The sequence below is a fragment of the Micromonospora sp. NPDC051227 genome (genome assembly GCF_044455385.1).
Classification (GTDB): domain Bacteria; phylum Actinomycetota; class Actinomycetes; order Mycobacteriales; family Micromonosporaceae; genus Micromonospora.
In genome coordinates this window covers 54,591-70,601 of the sequence record NZ_JBITET010000018.1, presented here as the reverse complement: position 1 = coordinate 70,601, position 16,011 = coordinate 54,591, and the positions used below count along the sequence as shown (strand labels likewise).

Annotated in this window: 15 protein-coding genes and 1 pseudogene; 5 read left to right on the top strand and 11 right to left on the bottom strand. The window is 69.9% G+C overall.

Annotated elements, in window-relative coordinates:
- Nucleotides 1-68 precede the first annotated feature (68 nt).
- Entirely contained in the window at nt 69-695 is a 627-nt protein-coding gene (locus ACIA47_RS29890) for a DUF4870 domain-containing protein (RefSeq protein ID WP_112642144.1), read from the top strand.
- 65 nt (nt 696-760) lie between these two features.
- On the opposite strand, the gene hemW is transcribed toward ACIA47_RS29890, so the two are convergent.
- The gene (hemW, locus tag ACIA47_RS29885) at nt 761-1,984 is read right to left on the bottom strand and encodes a radical SAM family heme chaperone HemW (RefSeq protein ID WP_396711644.1); all 1,224 of its coding nucleotides are present in this window, start codon (nt 1,982-1,984) and stop codon (nt 761-763) included.
- Nucleotides 1,985-2,003: 19 nt separating this feature from the next.
- Between hemW and ACIA47_RS29880 the strand changes: the two genes are divergently transcribed.
- Entirely contained in the window at nt 2,004-2,792 is a 789-nt protein-coding gene (locus ACIA47_RS29880; RefSeq protein WP_396711624.1) for an enoyl-CoA hydratase-related protein, read from the top strand.
- A 42-nt stretch (nt 2,793-2,834) separates the two neighbouring features.
- Here ACIA47_RS29880 and ACIA47_RS29875 read toward each other — a convergent pair.
- A pseudogene (locus ACIA47_RS29875) lies at nt 2,835-2,954 on the bottom strand (SDR family oxidoreductase); the annotation flags it as partial.
- Between the two features lie 233 nt (nt 2,955-3,187).
- On the opposite strand from ACIA47_RS29875, the gene ACIA47_RS29870 reads away from it, so the two are divergent.
- The 3 genes from ACIA47_RS29870 (at nt 3,188) to ACIA47_RS29860 (ending at nt 6,545) form a co-directional block, all read left to right on the top strand.
- A complete protein-coding gene (locus tag ACIA47_RS29870) occupies nt 3,188-4,048 on the top strand; it encodes a hypothetical protein (RefSeq protein ID WP_203122735.1) in 861 nt (286 codons plus the stop codon).
- A 221-nt stretch (nt 4,049-4,269) separates the two neighbouring features.
- The gene (locus ACIA47_RS29865; protein ID WP_091409805.1) at nt 4,270-5,172 is read left to right on the top strand and encodes a phytanoyl-CoA dioxygenase family protein; all 903 of its coding nucleotides are present in this window, start codon (nt 4,270-4,272) and stop codon (nt 5,170-5,172) included.
- 185 nt (nt 5,173-5,357) lie between these two features.
- Nucleotides 5,358-6,545, top strand: coding sequence for a low temperature requirement protein A (locus ACIA47_RS29860; protein WP_396711623.1), 1,188 nt, complete (start codon nt 5,358-5,360; stop codon nt 6,543-6,545).
- Nucleotides 6,546-6,571: 26 nt separating this feature from the next.
- Here ACIA47_RS29860 and ACIA47_RS29855 read toward each other — a convergent pair whose 3' ends face one another.
- The 9 genes from ACIA47_RS29855 to ACIA47_RS29815 all read right to left on the bottom strand — a co-directional run bounded on the left by ACIA47_RS29855 (nt 6,572) and on the right by ACIA47_RS29815 (nt 15,967).
- Nucleotides 6,572-7,765 (bottom strand): low temperature requirement protein A, encoded by a 1,194-nt coding sequence (locus ACIA47_RS29855; RefSeq protein WP_396711622.1) that lies wholly within the window; start codon nt 7,763-7,765, stop codon nt 6,572-6,574.
- A 150-nt stretch (nt 7,766-7,915) separates the two neighbouring features.
- On the bottom strand, nt 7,916-8,557 hold the full coding sequence (locus tag ACIA47_RS29850; protein ID WP_396711621.1) for an MOSC domain-containing protein: 642 nt from the start codon (nt 8,555-8,557) through the stop codon (nt 7,916-7,918).
- 84 nt (nt 8,558-8,641) lie between these two features.
- Entirely contained in the window at nt 8,642-9,472 is an 831-nt protein-coding gene (locus ACIA47_RS29845; RefSeq protein WP_396711620.1) for a carbohydrate ABC transporter permease, read from the bottom strand.
- The gene (locus ACIA47_RS29840) at nt 9,469-10,455 is read right to left on the bottom strand and encodes a carbohydrate ABC transporter permease (RefSeq protein ID WP_203122730.1); all 987 of its coding nucleotides are present in this window, start codon (nt 10,453-10,455) and stop codon (nt 9,469-9,471) included. The genes ACIA47_RS29845 and ACIA47_RS29840 overlap by 4 nt, the downstream gene beginning before the upstream one ends.
- Nucleotides 10,452-11,735 (bottom strand): sugar ABC transporter substrate-binding protein, encoded by a 1,284-nt coding sequence (locus tag ACIA47_RS29835; RefSeq protein WP_203122728.1) that lies wholly within the window; start codon nt 11,733-11,735, stop codon nt 10,452-10,454. The genes ACIA47_RS29840 and ACIA47_RS29835 overlap by 4 nt, the downstream gene beginning before the upstream one ends.
- Before the next feature lie 248 nt (nt 11,736-11,983).
- Complete coding sequence (locus tag ACIA47_RS29830; RefSeq protein ID WP_203122726.1) at nt 11,984-12,268, bottom strand: GlsB/YeaQ/YmgE family stress response membrane protein; 285 nt, start codon at nt 12,266-12,268, stop codon at nt 11,984-11,986.
- A gap of 395 nt (nt 12,269-12,663) precedes the next feature.
- A complete protein-coding gene (locus ACIA47_RS29825) occupies nt 12,664-12,948 on the bottom strand; it encodes a GlsB/YeaQ/YmgE family stress response membrane protein (RefSeq protein ID WP_203122724.1) in 285 nt (94 codons plus the stop codon).
- A gap of 488 nt (nt 12,949-13,436) precedes the next feature.
- A complete protein-coding gene (gene lepA / locus ACIA47_RS29820; RefSeq protein WP_112620143.1) occupies nt 13,437-15,314 on the bottom strand; it encodes a translation elongation factor 4 in 1,878 nt (625 codons plus the stop codon).
- Nucleotides 15,315-15,430: 116 nt separating this feature from the next.
- On the bottom strand, nt 15,431-15,967 hold the full coding sequence (locus ACIA47_RS29815) for a DUF4240 domain-containing protein (RefSeq protein WP_328652535.1): 537 nt from the start codon (nt 15,965-15,967) through the stop codon (nt 15,431-15,433).
- Between the last annotated feature and the right edge of the window lie 44 nt (nt 15,968-16,011).

Here is a 16,011-nt window from a genome sequence, read left to right as displayed (position 1 = left end):
GATCGGCCCGCACTGCCAGGCGGTGTCGCTCTGGTGCGGCGTTGCCACAGGCCCCTACCGTGACATCCATGACTGAACCTCCTCGCCCTCCCGGGTCGGGCGACCCCGGCAACTACCCGCCGGAGCCCACCTCCCCGGGCCCGTCCCCGTCGGCCGAGCCGCCCACCGCACCACTGTCCGGGGCGCCCGGGCCGGCCGGCTATCCCCCGCCCGGTGGCTATCCGCCGCCCACCGGTGACCAACCGCCGTCAGGCGGCTACCCTCCGGCAGGCGGTTACCCCCCGCCCGGGGGCTATCCCCCGCCCGGCGGGTACCCGGCTGGTGGGGCCTACGGCGGCCCCGGCGGCGGCTACGCCAACAACGAGGACAAGACCTGGGCGCTGGTCGCGCACTTCGGCGGCGCGCTCGGCGCGCTGGTCAGTTTTGGTCCGCTGGGCTTCGTCGCCCCGCTGATCGCCTACCTGGCCCGCGGCCAGCAGTCGCCGACCGTCCGGGCGCACGCCCTCGCCGCCCTGAACTTCCAGATCCTCTGGTCGATCATCGCGTTCGTGCTGCTCTTCGTGAGCTGGTGCCTGCTCTTCCTGCCCAGCATCGCCGTCGTGGTGATCCAGATCCTGTTCGGGATCATCGCCGGCATGAAGGCCAACGAGGGCACCCCGTACCGCTACCCGATGACGGCCAACTTCATCAAGTGAACCGGGCCGGCCGCTCCCCCGGCCGGTTCGGAACACCGCTGTCCCGGTGCGGGACGGTGGGCCACTCAGGGCAGCAGGTCGCGGACGACCGCGTCGGCGAGCAGCCGCCCGCGCAGGGTGAGCACCGCCCGGCCGGCGGCGTACTCGTCGCCGGCCAGCAGGCCGCCGGCCAGCGCCCGCTCGGCGCCGGCCCGGCCGGTGGAGTCGAGCACCGCCAGCGGGAGGCCGCTGGCCAGCCGCAGCCGGAGCATCACGTCCTCCATGTGCGCCTCGTCGACAGTGAGCACCTCCCGGGCCAGGCCGGGAGACGCGCCGGCGGCCAACCGCTGGGCGTACGCCGAGGGGTGCTTCACGTTCCACCAGCGCACCCCACCGACGTGGCTGTGCGCCCCCGGCCCCAGCCCCCACCAGTCCGCGCCGGTCCAGTAGAGCAGGTTGTGCCGGCAGCGGGCCTCCTCGGTGCGGGCCCAGTTGGAGACCTCGTACCAGGAGAGTCCGGCCGCGTCGAGCGCGGCCTCCGCGGCCAGGTAGCGGTCCGCGGCCACATCGTCACTGGGGTACGCCAGTTCGCCGCGCCGCATCCGGGCGGCGAGCCGGGTGCCGTCCTCGACGATCAGGGCGTATGCGCTGACGTGGTCCACCCCGGCGGCGACGACCTGCTCCAGCGAGGCGGCGAAGTCCTCGGCCCGCTCCCCCGGGGTGCCGTAGATCAGGTCCAGGTTGACGTGCTCGAACCCGGCGTCGCGCGCCTCCAGGGCGGCGGCGGTGGCCCGGCCGGCGCTGTGTTTGCGGTCCAGGATCGCCAGCACCCCCGGGGAGGCGGACTGCATGCCCAGCGAGATCCGGGTGTAGCCGGCGGCCCGCAGCAGCTTCAACGATTCCGGGGTGACCGACTCGGGGTTGGCCTCGGTGGTCACCTCGGCGTCGGCGGCCAGCCCCCAGGTGCGGTCGATGCCGTCGAGGATGCGGGCCAGGTCGTCGGCGGAGAGCAGGGTGGGTGTGCCTCCGCCGACGAAGACGGTGTCGACCCGGGGCGGCGGGGTGTCGCCGAGCACCCGGGCGGCGAGCGTCAGCTCGGCCAGGACGGTGTCGGCGTACCCCTCGCGGCTGGCGCCGCCACCCAGTTCGGCAGCGGTGTAGGTGTTGAAGTCGCAGTATCCGCAGCGGCTGGCGCAGAACGGCACGTGCACGTACACGCCGAAGCCGCGCGCGCCGACCGCCGCGGTGGCGGTGGCGGGCAACGATCCGTCGACGGGGACGGTCTCACCATCTGGAAGGACGCCGGGCATGGCCACTAGTGTGCCCGGCATGACCTCTCCCGACGTCCTCGTGCGGGTCGCCACGGCCCGTGGGGTGACCACCCTCACCCTGGACAGCCCGCACAACCGCAACGCGCTCTCCACCGGCCTCATGACCCAACTGCTGGCCGGGCTGGCGGACGCGGTCGCCGACGAGGCGGTCCGAGTGATCGTGCTCGACCACACCGGCCCGGTCTTCTGCTCCGGCGCGGACCTGAAGGAGACCGCCGCGGCGTACGCCAGCGGGACGGTGCCGGCCGGGATGCTGGGTGACGTGCTCGCGGCGCTCTGGGAGTGCCCGAAGCCGGTGCTGGCCCGGGTCGGCGGGCCGGCGCGGGCCGGTGGGCTGGGCCTGATCGCCGCCGCCGACCTTGCGCTCTGCGCCGACGAGGCGACGTTCGCGTTCACCGAGGTACGCATCGGGGTGATCCCGGCGGTGATCTCGGCGACCGTGCTGCCCCGGCTGCACCCCCGCGCCGCCGCCGAGCTGTACCTGACCGGCGACACCTTCGACGGTCGCCGGGCCGCCGAGATCGGCCTGGTGACGGCCTCGGTCCCGGCGGACGGGTTGGACGACGCAGTACGGGGCTACTGCGACTCGCTGGTGCGCGGCGCGCCCGGGGCGCTGGCCGGCGCGAAGGAGTTGCTGCGTCGACCGGGTACCGCCGAGTTGCGCGCCGACCTGGCGCGACTCTCCGCCGTCTCGACCGGCTACTTCCTCTCCGACGAGGGGCGCGAGGGGGTCACTGCGTTCCGGGAAAAACGACCGGCGCGCTGGGTGCCCGCTCTCGACGCCTGACGGTCGGGGCGCCACCGGGAGCGGCGGCGCCCCAAGGTCGGGTCACCAGGCGGTCGCGCCGCCGTCGACCGGGTAGTTCGCCCCGGTGATGTACGACGCCCGGTCGGACGCGAGGAAGACCACCAGCTCGACGACCTCCTCGGGGCGCGCGAAGCGCTTGAGGAATCGCTTCCCGTTGTCGGTCACCCGGTGACGCTCCCGACACCCCTGCACCGGGGCGGGCGACAGAACGACGTGGCAGGTGAGATCGCCACCGGAGCGGGAACGTGGCCAACCGGTACGCGACAGCGGAGCCGCCCCGAACCGGTCGGAGTCGGCCAGGCTGGGCCCGAACCACTCGGACGACCCGCAGAGGGCCAGCGGGGACGTACGCTTGTCAGACTGTCGATCTGGGGGTGTGGGTGCGAACTCGGGCAACCGTGGCGGGTGGAGTGGTGCTCATCCTCGTCGCCGTGATCGCGATCTGGCTCGTCGTACGGCAGGTGGGCGACAAGCTCACGTTGCCGCTGGTGGCACGGAAGTGCACAGTGCAGGCCGACGGTCGGGTCGCCCTGGACGCCGACCAGATGGCCAACGCGGCGACCATCGCCGCGATCGGCGCGAAGCGTGGAATGCCCGAGCGGGCGGTCGTGGTAGCGCTCGCCACCGCGTACCAGGAGTCCGGGCTGCGCAACCTCGCCGACGGCGACCGCGACTCGGTCGGCCTGTTCCAGCAACGGCCAAGCCAGGGCTGGGGCACTCCGGCGCAGATCCGCGACCCGCGTTACGCGGCCAACCGGTTCTACGCGGCCCTCAAGAAGGTGCGCGGCTGGGAGGAGATGCGGGTCACCGACGCCGCCCAGCGGGTGCAGCGCTCGGCGTTCCCCGAGGCGTACCAGAAGTGGGCCGACGACTCCGAGGTGCTCAGCCGGGCCCTGCTCGGCGACGCCAGCGGCGCGGTCAGCTGCTCGGTGGGGCGCACCCCGGCGATGCACGGCGCAGCGGCGGCCGCGCAACTGACCCGCAACCTGGTGCTGGACTGGGGGCTCAAGGGCACCGACCCGACCGACCCGACCGGGTTGGCGGTGACTCCGGGCGACCAGCGCGACGGCTGGCGGTACGCGCACTGGCTGGTCTCGCACGCCCAGGACCACGGGGTGAAGCGGGTCCGCTTCGGCGACCTGGAGTGGACCGCCCGCGACGGCTCGTGGGGCCGGGTGGACGCCCGGCAGAACCCCGCCGGCCAGGTGGTGGCCGAAGTGTTCAACGAGGGTTGACCGACCCGGATCTCTTAACCGGCAGTCACCGCACAATCGGGCAATCCAGACCGAATCGCACTATTGATCACCCAGATCTCACTCTCTGCGTTTCTCCCGCTGCGGCCGGTCCCGCCCTGGCCCAATCCCGCGCCACACCCTCCCCGATGCCTGGGCCGCCGCGTTACGATCGGCGGCCTGTGCCAGAAAAGGTTTCACCTCATGGGGAGGGGTACGACGCGGTGTTCGATTACGGCGACCGGACCGGTTACGAACCGATCAGCGACACTGACCGCAAGGAGTTCCACGAGCAGGGCTTCCTCCTGCTGCGCAACGTCCTGACGGAGGACCACCGGGCGGCGCTGGAGGCGGCGGTCGACCGCGTCTATGCGGAGGAGCAGGCCAAGGGCACCACCAAGAAGGACGGCACCCTGCACCTGCTGGGCTTCCTGGAGCGCGACGAGCTCTTCGGTGAGCTGCTGACCCACCCGATCGCCTTCCCGTACATGTGGGGGCTGGCCGGCTGGAACATCTACACCCACCACAACCACCTGGACGTCACCCCGCCGGCCGCCGAGCCGGAGAAGCCGTACTGGGGTTGGCACCAGGACGGGTACCGGCAGAACTCCGACCCGGAGACGATGGACCCGAACCTGCCTCGGCCGATGTTCTCGCTGAAGGTCGCGTACGTGCTGTCGGACCTCTCCGAGACCGGCCGCGGCGCCACCAAGGTCATCCCGGGCAGCCACCTGAAGAACTCGCTGCCCCGGCCGGCGGACCTCACCGTGCAGAACCCCGACCCGGAGGGCACGGTGGAGATCACGGCCAACCCGGGCGACGCCTTCATCTTCGACCGCCGGCAGTGGCACTCGCGGTCGACGAACCTGTCGACCATCACCCGCAAGATGCTCTTCGTCGGCTACACCTACCGGTGGATCCGTCCGCTGGACGAGCTGCACCCCGACGTCAACGGCGAGTGGTACCGCAACCGCACCCCCGTGCAGCGCCAGCTGATCGGTGAGGGCACCCACACCGCCAACTACTGGGGCATCAACTGGGACGGGTACGTCGACGACGAGATCCCGCTGCGCAAGGAGCTCAAGGAACGCGGTCTGCTCGACCGCAACATCCCCTGGCTGCGCTGATTTACTGCTCGTAGGACGGCCCCCTGCCGACGCTCAGCGTCGGCAGGGGGCCGTTGCACGTCTGCGGACCCGACCGCTCCCGCCCAGCCCGTTCCCGACCACCGGAGACCGCGCTGTCGGTAGCGTGGCGGGTGCGCAGTCGGGGCGCGGCGCCCAGGGCGTGGGGTGGCACAGGAGGCAGCGCAGTGACATCCGCTCCGCTCCCCCGGATCCTCCGCCGCCGCGGCGAGCCGGAATACCCGACCTTCCTGGAACTCTTCTTCGATCTCGTCTACATCTTCATGTTCTCCCGGCTCGCTGCCAGCCTGGCCGAGAACCTCACCGTCCGGGGCGCGGCGCAGACCGCCGTCCTGCTGCTGGCCGCCTGGTGGGTCTGGGTGCTGACCGCGTGGCTCACCGACCTGTTCAACCCCCGACTGCCGATCATCCAGGCGACCACCCTGCTGGTCATGCTCGGCACCCTGCTGATGGCGATCGCGACTCCGTACGCCTTCGGTCGGTACGGGGGGCTCTTCGTCGCGGCCTACTTCGCCATCCACCTGGTCCGCGACGCCGTCCTGATCCCCGGCACCCGCGTGAACCGGCCGATCCAGGCCAGGAGCATCCGGGTGTTCTTCTGGTTCGGCGTCACAGTGACGCCCTGGGTGGCCGGGGTGTTCGCGGACGAAACCGCCCGACTGGTGCTCTGGTCTCTCGCGGTGGCGGTCGACCTCGGCTCGGCCCGGGTCGGCTGGCCGACGCCGAGGCTGGGACGTACCGAGCTTGCCAGCCAGATCTTCACCGGGGTACACCTCTCCGAGCGGCACCGGGCGATCTTCATCGTCGCGCTCGGCGAGTTGATCCTGAGTACCGGCATGGGGCTGGCCGGCAGCGGATTCACGGCCGGCGCGGTGGCCACCAGCGCTGTCGCGTTCGTCAGTGCGGTACTGCTGTTCCAGCTCTACTTCCAGCGGGTCCAGCGGATCCTGGCGCCACCGAGCGTCGCGACTGTGGAACGGGTCCGTTCCGGCACCTCCACCTCGTACAGCCATCTGGTCATGGTGGCCGGGGTGGTGCTGGTCTCGACCAGCACCTCGCTGGTCATCGACCGGCCGTTCGGCCGCGCTCCGGTCGAGCTGATGGTCGCCACCCTCGGCGGACCGGTCCTGTTCCTGCTCGGCAGCGTCCTGTTCGATGCCGTGGTGACCGGCCGGACGCTCTGGTCCCGGGTGCTGGCGATCGCGGTGTTGTGTGCCCTGGTGGCACCCGCCACCCTCCTGTTTCCGCCCCTGGCCGCCCTGATGCTGGCGAACCTGGTCCTGCTGGGCACCCTGGTCGGGGAAGGGCTGGTCGCGCGCAGACGCCTGGTCGGGGCCGTCGTGCCATCGCGATGAAGGGCCGTCGACGCCGCCGTGGATAGTCACCGCAGCATCGGTGGTGCCGGCGTACGCGCGTGTCGCCGGGTGCTCACCAGGTTCGCCACGGCGATCAGGAGCAGCACCGCCATGGCGAGCAGGGCGACCAGCACCGGCGGCAGCAGGGGCGTGGCCGGTGCCACGCCCGCCAGCAGCACCAGCCCGGCCAACCGGGACCGCGAGATCCGCCCGAACACGGTGAAGTCGAGGACGCCCCGGCCGACCAGGTACAACGCGGGTCCGCCGAGGATCACCGCAGCCCACGAGGGCGGGGTCTCGCCCAACGGGCGGCTCACCACGAGCCGGCTGGTGACCGCCGCGCCGACGATTCCGGCCACCATGATCAAATGGGTGACCGCGGCGGACTGGGTGAGCAGCGCCGGGTTGGAAGACCGGGAGATCGCGTCGGTCAGCAGCTCACCGGCGCGGTAGATGTAGATCCGCCACATCAACACGATGGTGGTGAACACCACGAGTAGCGCCCAGGCTCGCTCCAGCGTGTACTCGCTCATGCTGAAGGTCGTTCCGGTGACGAAGATCGAGACACCGAGCGCGACGATGACGAACTGCCGGTAACGCTCGGCCACCCGTGCGCCGACCAGCCGCCAGTCGCGCGATCGTGAGCGGCCGATCCCGGGTACCGGCCAGCCCAACGCCGCCGCGCCATACTCGACGACGGCAGCGAGCACCCAGATCGCCAACTGCCCAGAACCGCCGACGAGCGCCCCACCGATCCAGCCGATGCCGGCGACGGCCTCCCAGATCAGGATCCGGATGCTGCGCCGCGGCGGCCTCCTGTGCGAGACGACCAGGATGTAGTAGGCCGCGGTACTGAGGTGGATGACCACGTACGTGGTCGCGAAGAGCAGCCGGCGATCGCCGTACGCGTCGGCCGCGAGCGCGGCCAACAGCAGGCTGGCCGCCGCCACCCAGATGAACTGCCCCTGCCCGGCCGGGCGGGTCAGGTCGACGCTGTCCGCCGTCCACACGGTCAGCGCCCAGATCATCGTGAACCCGAGCAGTAGCACCAGCGTCCCGGCGACGCCCGTCCAGGTCAGGTCGTCGGCCAGCACCGTCGCCAAGGTGACCAGCGCGAAGACGTAGACGAGGTCGAAGAAGAGCTCCAGGAACGCCGGACGCTCCAGGCTCGGATCGGGGGGTGACGCCGCCGCGACACCGCCGTCCGTCGTCATCGACATCGCGCTCCACCCGGTCCCCCGCCGCACGCCCTCCGTGGGGACAATACGGGCAAGTCCGTCGCTGAGCCCGCCATCGGGGTTCTTCCGGGCCGGAACCGCCGAGCCCGTCGGAGCTCGCCGCGACCTCGCGGCGGATGCCGTCGCGGCCGGTCAGCCCCGGGCGGCGAGGCGTCGGCGGGCCTTCTCCCGGATCGGCTCCGGCAGGTCCTCGGCGTCGAGCAGCCGCGGCAACAGCTCCGGCTCCAGGCTGGTCGCCCGGAACACCTCGCCGATGGTGACACCGTGCGCCGGCCGGTCCACCACCTCGACCGGGTCGCCAGCGCCGACCTCCCCCTCGCGCAGCACCCGCAGGTAGGCCCCGGGCGATGCCCGGACGGTGAACCGCTTGATCAGATCCGGTACGCCCCAGAACCCGGCGAAGGTGGTGCAGGGGGTGCGCGGCTTGGTGACCTGGAGCAGGGCGGAGCCGACCTGCCACTGCTCGCCGATCACCGCACCCGTCACGTCGACCGCGTAGGTGGTCAGGTTCTCGCCGAAGCCGCCGGGCGGTATGGCGCGGGCCAGTTCGGCCACCCACCAGGCGGCGTCCTCCTCCGCGTAGGCGTAGACCGCCTGGTCCGGGCCGCCGTGATGGGCCCGCTCGCCGATGAAGTCGCCCGCCAGGCCGCCGGTGAGCAGCGAAACCGGGCCGTCGACCGGCCGCTTGTCGATGCCGCTGCGACCGCTCGCGTCGCCGGCCCACCCGGCCTCGGTCACGATGCCGAGATTCACCGCTGCCACCCTGCCCGTCATGACCGCCAGCCTAGTTGGCGTTCCAACACCGGCCAGCCCTGCCGGCCGGGCGTCAGCACCGGCGGCGGCCCTCGCGGCGCGGGGTCAGCCCTTGACGGCGCCGGCCACCAGGCCGGAGACCATCCGACGCTGCACCAGCAGGAAGAAAATGATGACCGGCAGGGTGAACAGGGTGGACGCGGCCATCACCGGCCCCCAGTTGGTGTCGTCCCGACCGAAGAAGAAGGTCATCGCCACCGGCAGCGTGTAGCTGCCCTGGTCGTTGATGAACGTCAACGCGAAGATCAGCTCGTTCCACGCCGTGATGAAGGAGAAGATGCTGGTGGCCACCAGGCCAGGTGCGACCAGCGGGAAGAGCACCCGGCGGAAGATCTGGGCCCGGCTGGCCCCATCGATCGCCGCCGCCTCCTCCAGTTCCTTCGGCACCGCGGCGACGAAGCCGCGCAGCATCCAGACCGCGAACGGCAGCGAGAAACCGAGGTACGTGAGGATCAGGCTGGGCAGGGTGTTGTACAGACCGAGCCGCTGGATCATCAGGAACAGCGGGATGACCAACGCTTCCAGCGGGATCATCTGCACCACCAGCAGCATGATCAGGAAGCTGGTCCGCAGCTTGAAGCGGAATCGGGCGACCGCGGTCGCGGCGAGCAACGCCACCAGACCGCTGAGCACCACCGTGGAGACGGCTACCAGCGCGCTGTTGAGGAAGAAGTCGAGGAAGCTGACGCCGGGGATCAGGTTGCCGGTCAGGATCTCCCGGTAGTGCTCCAGTGTCGGGTGCGCCGGCACCGGCTGCGGAGTGGACGAGAAGATCTCCTTGCTCGGCTTCAGCGAGGTGGAGATCATCCAGTAGACCGGGAACGCCGCGAAGAGCGCGACCAGCAGCCCGGCGCCGTTGAGGGCGATCTTCTTCACGACTCGTCCTCCTGCCTGAGCACCATCCGTACGTAGAAGCCGGTGACCACGAGCAGGATCAGCGTGAGGATCACCGCGATGGCCGCGCCGAGCCCGTACTTGGGCGGCGGAGAGAAGGCTTCGGCGTACGAGTAGATGGCGAGCATGAACGTCGGCCGGTCCTGGGTGCCGCCGGCCAGTACGAACTGCTGAGTGAAGACCTTGAAGTCCCAGATCGTGGAGAGCACGATCAGGATCCCGAAGACCGGGCGCAGCAACGGAAAGGTGATCTTCCAGAAGACCCGCCACGGGCTGGCGCCGTCCACCCGGGCCGCCTCGTGCAGCTCACTCGGCACGCTCTTGAGACCGGCCAGCACGCTCACCGCGATGAACGGGAACGAGTGCCAGACCACCACCAGGGTGAGGATGGCGAAGAAGAGCAGCGGCGAGTTGAACCAGCCGTAACCAGTCCAGTCGCTGCGTCCGAACAGGCTGTTCGAGAGCCCGTCCGGCAACGCGTTGAACAGCCACGTGACTAGGCCACTCGTGTCGTCGAAGATCCACTTCCAGACGATGGTGCCGGTCAGCGCCGGCGTGGCCCAGGCGAGCATCACGCAGCTGGCCACGAACGTCGCCATCTTGCGACCGAGCCGGTTGAGCAGCAGCCCCACCAGCGTGCCGAGCACCATGGTGAGCAGCACGTTGGCCGCGGCGAACAGAACCGTGTTGCGCAGCACGGTCAGGAAGAACGGGTCGGAGAGGATGTCGGCGTAGTTGCCGAACCCCACCCACGGCCACTCCCGATCGCCGCGCAGCTGCCGGACGCTGTTCAGTCGGTAGAAGGACATCACCACCACCTGGCCGAGCGGCCAGAGCAGCAGCACCCCGATGATCAGCAGGGCGGGCAGGAGCAGCAGGTAGGGCAGGCGGTCCACCCGGCGACGCCGCCGCGCGGGGTTCTCCCGCGCGGCGGCCGTCTCCGGGCTTTTTGTCTGTGAGCTCACTTGCTGTTCAAAATGCCTTCCATCTCACCGGCCGCATCGGCGGTAGCCTTCTCGACCGTCTTCTGGCCCTTCATGACCGAGCTGTTCATCGCCTGGGTCACCGTCTTCGTCCGGCTGACCTCCACCCACTTCGGGGTGAGCGGCGTGAGCTTGGTGTTCTGCATGGTGGTGGCGAACGCCGCCATCACCTTGTCGTTCGCGTACGCGTCACCGGAGACCAGGTCCTGGTAGACCGGGAAGAAGCCGAGGCTGCTCGCGAAGCTCTGCGCGTTCTTCTTGTTGAGCAGCACGGTCAGGTAGTCCCAGGCCAGGTCCTGCCGCTCGCTGTCCTTCCAGATCGCCACGTCCGAGCCGCCCGCGAAACCGGGCGCCGCCTTGCCGTCCGGGCCGGGGATCGGGAACGTACCCCAGACCTTCTCGATCTCGGGGTTGTCCTTCTTGATGGCGCCCTGCTGCCAGCTACCGGCGAAGGCCATCGCGGCCTTGCCGGTGGCGAACTGGGTACGCGCGTCGATCTCGTTCCAACCCGCTGCCGCCGGCGGGGCGACCTTGTGCACTGTCACCAGATCGGTCCAGAACTTGACGGCCCGCTGCGCCTCGGGCGTGGTGTAGCCGGACTTCCAGGTGCCGCCCTGGTTGCTGGCGATCTCGCCGCCGGCGCCCCAGAGGAAGGAGTAGAAGGGCAGCTCGGAGTTGCCGGGCAGGGCGATGCCGTAGGTGTCCTTCTTCTTCGCCTGCACGGCCTTGGCCACCGTGACCAGGTCGTCCCAGGTCTTCGGGGGCTGCACGCCAGCCTCGGCGAACCAGTCGGTGCGGTAGTAGATCGCTCGCACACCCGCGTACCAGGGCACGCCGTACTGCTTGCCGTCGAGCTGCGCGTTGCGCACCAGGTCGGGCAGCAGATCCTTGCCGTCGGCCCAACCGCCCATCCGACCACTCACGTCGGCGAGCGCCTCCTGGGCGGCCCAACCCTGAGTCTCGGTGTTGCCCAGCTCGGTGATGTCCGGCCCCGCACCGCCGGCGAGCGCCGCCTGGAACTTCTTGGGCGCCTCCAGCCAGGGAATGTACTGCACGACCACGTCGGTGTCGGGGTGCTTCTGGCGGAACTCGGCCTCGACCCCGTCGAGGAAGGAGTTCTGCGCGTCCCCGCCCTCGCCCATCATCCAGACCGTGAGCTTGCTGTCGTCAGCCGCATCGTCGGAGCCTCCACAGCCGGTCAGCACCATCGCGGCCGAGGCCACCATGGCGGTGACCGGGGCCAGCCGCTTCCACCTGTTCACGCCACTTCTCCCCTCGCGCCGCCTGGAACTAACCTTCTCCGCCGCACCCTAGTACGGAGAATTCCTTTACGACAGTGGGCAGGACTGGCCGAAGCGTGGCGACCGTACCGCAGCGGCCCGACAACCGGCACTCCAACATCTGGCCAAAGTTGGGCCTTTCACGAAAGAGCGCCCGGCTCTCGGCCGGGCGCTCTTTCGTGTCGTGCTGCCTTACCAGTGGTGCTGTGGCGCCAGATGATGCCGGGTCGTTATCGGGTGACGCTGCGGCGGCGACCCACGCCGGCCACCAGCGCGACAGCGATCGCGGCCACCACGACCTGCACCAGCAGCTCGCCCCAGTCGATCCCGCTCGTCTCGGTCGCGATGCCGATGGCCCGCGCCAGGACGGTGCCCAGCAGCGCGGCGCCGACACCGATCAGCAGGTGCAGCCAGATCGGCATGTTCTGCCGGCCCGGGACGACCAGGCGGCCGAGCGCGCCGACGATGAGACCAACAACGATCGCAGTGATGATGCCCCACACGGTGAGCTCCACGGCCACCCTCCTTCAAGAATGTCTGACACACGGTGCGTGTGCTTCCTGTCGTGACCGTTAATTGCCCTACCCACCGAAAATCCAAACCGACCTCACTCACCAAACGATCACGACTTGGCCGACAGGGACACGTTCCGCCGCGGGGTCCCACCAGCTCGCCGGCCCATCGGGCCGCCGAGCATGATCAACACGAGGTCATTGAATCCGCGGCATTGGACCCACCGGGACACCGCGACATCACCAAAACCGAGTCGATCACCGCGATCCAGCCCGCCGGAGACGTCGAGCAGGAGGCGGCGACGGCCTTCGCGGCAGGCAGAACGCCGATGGGCGCCCGACCTGTCGGCCGGGCGCCCATCGGAGGTGTCGCAGGAGTAAGGGTTGGTGCTGTGGTGTTACCGGGTCACCCGGCGGCGGCCACCCACACCGGCCACCAGCGCGACAGCGATCGCGGCCACCACGACCTGCACCAGCAGCTCGCCCCAGTCGATACCGCTCGTCTCGGTCGCGATGCCGATGGCCCGCGCCAGGACGGTGCCCAGCAGGGCCGCGCCGACACCGATCAGCATGTGCAGCCAGATCGGCATGTTCTGCCGGCCCGGGACGACCAGACGGCCGAGCGCGCCGACGATGAGACCGACAACGATCGCAGTGATGATGCCCCACACGGTGAACTCCACGGCCACCCTCCTTCAAAGAATGTCTGACACGAGTTGTGTGCTTCCTGTCGTGACGGCTAAGTGCCCGACCCACCGAAAGCCCAAACCGACTCACCACCATCGGCAACGTCAGCCATCAATGTTTCGGAGGTGCGTCGGTTGACGCGTGAGTACGTCCACACAGGTAGGAGCCCACTTCGTCGATCCGCCGGTCCCACAACAGCGACAAAAAATTTTCGGTACCCGGCGGTGACACTCGCCGCGAGGACGAGCTCAGCCGGCAATTCGGCGGCCCGACAGATCCGGCGGGGGCAGGGTGCGCGAGGCAGAGCGGGCCGATCCCACGCCAGACGAGCCCGCGCCCATCTTCGCCGCACAAGACGATCGGGCACGCTGGTGACCGGAGGCACCCGGACGAGCGAGGCACCCGGACGAGCGAGGCACGCGAGGCGTCCGGAAACGCGACGCGCCCGGGTGCGGGTGGCACCCGGGCGCGTACGGCGGCTGAACTACTTCTTGCCGGCGGCCTTGCCGTCGCCGGAGTCGGAGGAGAGGGCGGCGATGAAGGCCTCCTGCGGCACCTCGACCCGGCCGACCATCTTCATCCGCTTCTTGCCTTCCTTCTGCTTCTCCAGCAGCTTGCGCTTACGGCTGATGTCGCCGCCGTAGCACTTGGCGAGCACGTCCTTGCGGATCGCCCGGATGGTCTCCCGGGCGATGACCCGGCTGCCGATGGCCGCCTGGATCGGCACCTCGAACTGCTGGCGCGGGATCAGGGTGCGCAGCTTGGCGGCGATGGTGACGCCGTAGTTGTACGCCTTGTCCTTGTGCACGATGGCGCTGAACGCGTCCACCGGCTCGCCGTGCAGCAGGATGTCGACCTTCACCAGATCGGACGCCTGCTCGCCGGAGGGCTCGTAGTCGAGTGAGGCGTAGCCCTTGGTACGGCTCTTCAACTGGTCGAAAAAGTCGTAGATGATCTCCGCGAGGGGCAGCGTGTAGCGCAGCTCCACCCGGTCGGCGGAGAGGTAGTCCATGCCGAGCAGGGTGCCGCGCCGGCCCTGGCAGAGCTCCATGACGGCGCCCACGTAGTCGTTGGGCGTCAGCACGGTGGCCCGGACCACCGGCTCGTACACCTCGGCGATCTTGCCGGTGGGGTACTCGCTCGGGTTGGTGACGACGATCTCCTCGCCGTCGTCCGTGATCGCCCGGTAGACGACGTTGGGCGCGGTGGAGATCAGGTCGAGGTTGTACTCGCGCTCCAGCCGCTCGCGGATGATCTCCAGGTGCAGCAGGCCGAGGAAGCCGCAGCGGAAGCCGAAACCCAGCGCGCCGGAGGTCTCCGGCTCGTAGTCCAGGGCGGCGTCGTTGAGCTTGAGCTTGTCCAGCGCCTCGCGCAGGTTGGGGTAGTCGGACCCGTCGATCGGGTAGAGGCCGGAGTAGACCATCGGCTTCGGGTCCTTGTAGCCACCCAACGCCTCGGCCGCCGGCCGGCTGTTGATGGTGACCGTGTCACCGACCCGGGACTGCCGGACGTCCTTCACACCGGTGATCAGGTAGCCGACCTCGCCGACGCCGAGCGCCTCGGCCTTGACCATCTCGGGTGAGATGACACCGATCTCCAGCAGCTCGTGCACCGCGCCGGTGGACATCATCTTGATCCGGTCACGTGCGCTGATCCGGCCGTCGATGACCCGGACGTACGTGACGACACCGCGGTAGACGTCGTACACCGAATCGAAGATCATCGCCCGGGCGGGCGCCACGGCGTCACCGACCGGTGGGATGAACTGCCGGACGATCTCGTCGAGCAGGTACGGAACACCCTCGCCGGTCTTGCCGGAAACCCGGATGCAGTCGGCGGGGTCACCGCCGATCAGGTGGGCCAGCTCCTCGGCGTACTTCTCCGGCTGCGCGGCCGGCAGGTCGATCTTGTTGAGCACCGGGATGATGCGCAGGTCGTTCTCGAGAGCCAGGTAGAGGTTGGCCAGGGTCTGCGCCTCGATGCCCTGCGCGGCGTCGACCAGCAGCACGGCACCCTCGCAGGCGGCCAGCGACCGGGACACCTCGTAGGTGAAGTCCACGTGCCCCGGGGTGTCGATCATGTTGAGCACCGCGTGCTCACCAGCCCGCTCACCCTCGCGGATGGTCCACGGCATGCGGACGGCCTGGCTCTTGATGGTGATGCCGCGCTCGCGCTCGATGTCCATCCGGTCCAGGTACTGCGCGCGCATCTGCCGCGGGTCGACCACGCCGGTGAGCTGCAACATCCGGTCGGCCAGGGTCGACTTCCCGTGGTCGATGTGGGCGATGATGCCGAAGTTCCGGATGCGACCGGGGTCGGTGGCACCAGGGGCGTTCGCGCCGGGATCGAGCTTCGGTGGCACAGCGGTCCGTTCTGGTCGGCTGACGTGAACAGGCCGGCGCGCCGCCGACCCCCTCTATGTTCCCACGCCGCCGGGGTACGCCCACTGCGCGGGCGATGGAACGGCCCGAGGACCCCTCACTCCATTGGCGGCTCGACGAAGAGCGCGGCCAGTCGGGGCAGCCGGCGACGCGCCTCGTCCTCGTCGTCGAAGTCCCAGAAGTCGTTGAGATCCGGCGTCCGCACCGGGTCGCGGTCCGCCGGCAGTTCGGTCGCGGTGGCCTTGCGGTACGCGTCCCAGGGCACCGAGAGCATCTGCTCGGCGGAGAACTCCTCGCCGCTGAGCGAGGCCGCCCGCACCTGGGGCAGTTCGGCCAGCGAGTCCGGTTCGGCGACCGCGCGGGCGAAGACGGCTCGGCCCTGGGCCATCAGCCAGCCCCGGAAGTGTTCGAAGCCCTCAGCCGATGCGCCACCGTTGATGAGGTACGCCGCACCCCACAGATCCGCCTTGTGTGAGGCGGCCAGCACCCGTGTCTGGTGCCGCGCGTACCCGATGATGTCCTCCGGGTCGCGCTCGGCGAGCAACGCCACGGCCCGTGCGGCGACCGGGCCGGGCTCACCCCCGCCGCCGGCCCGCGCCTCGTCGATCAGCTGCCAGAAGTCCTCGGTCCTCATGGCTTGGCAGTCTGGCAGTGTCGCGCTGCGTCGCGCACGTACCC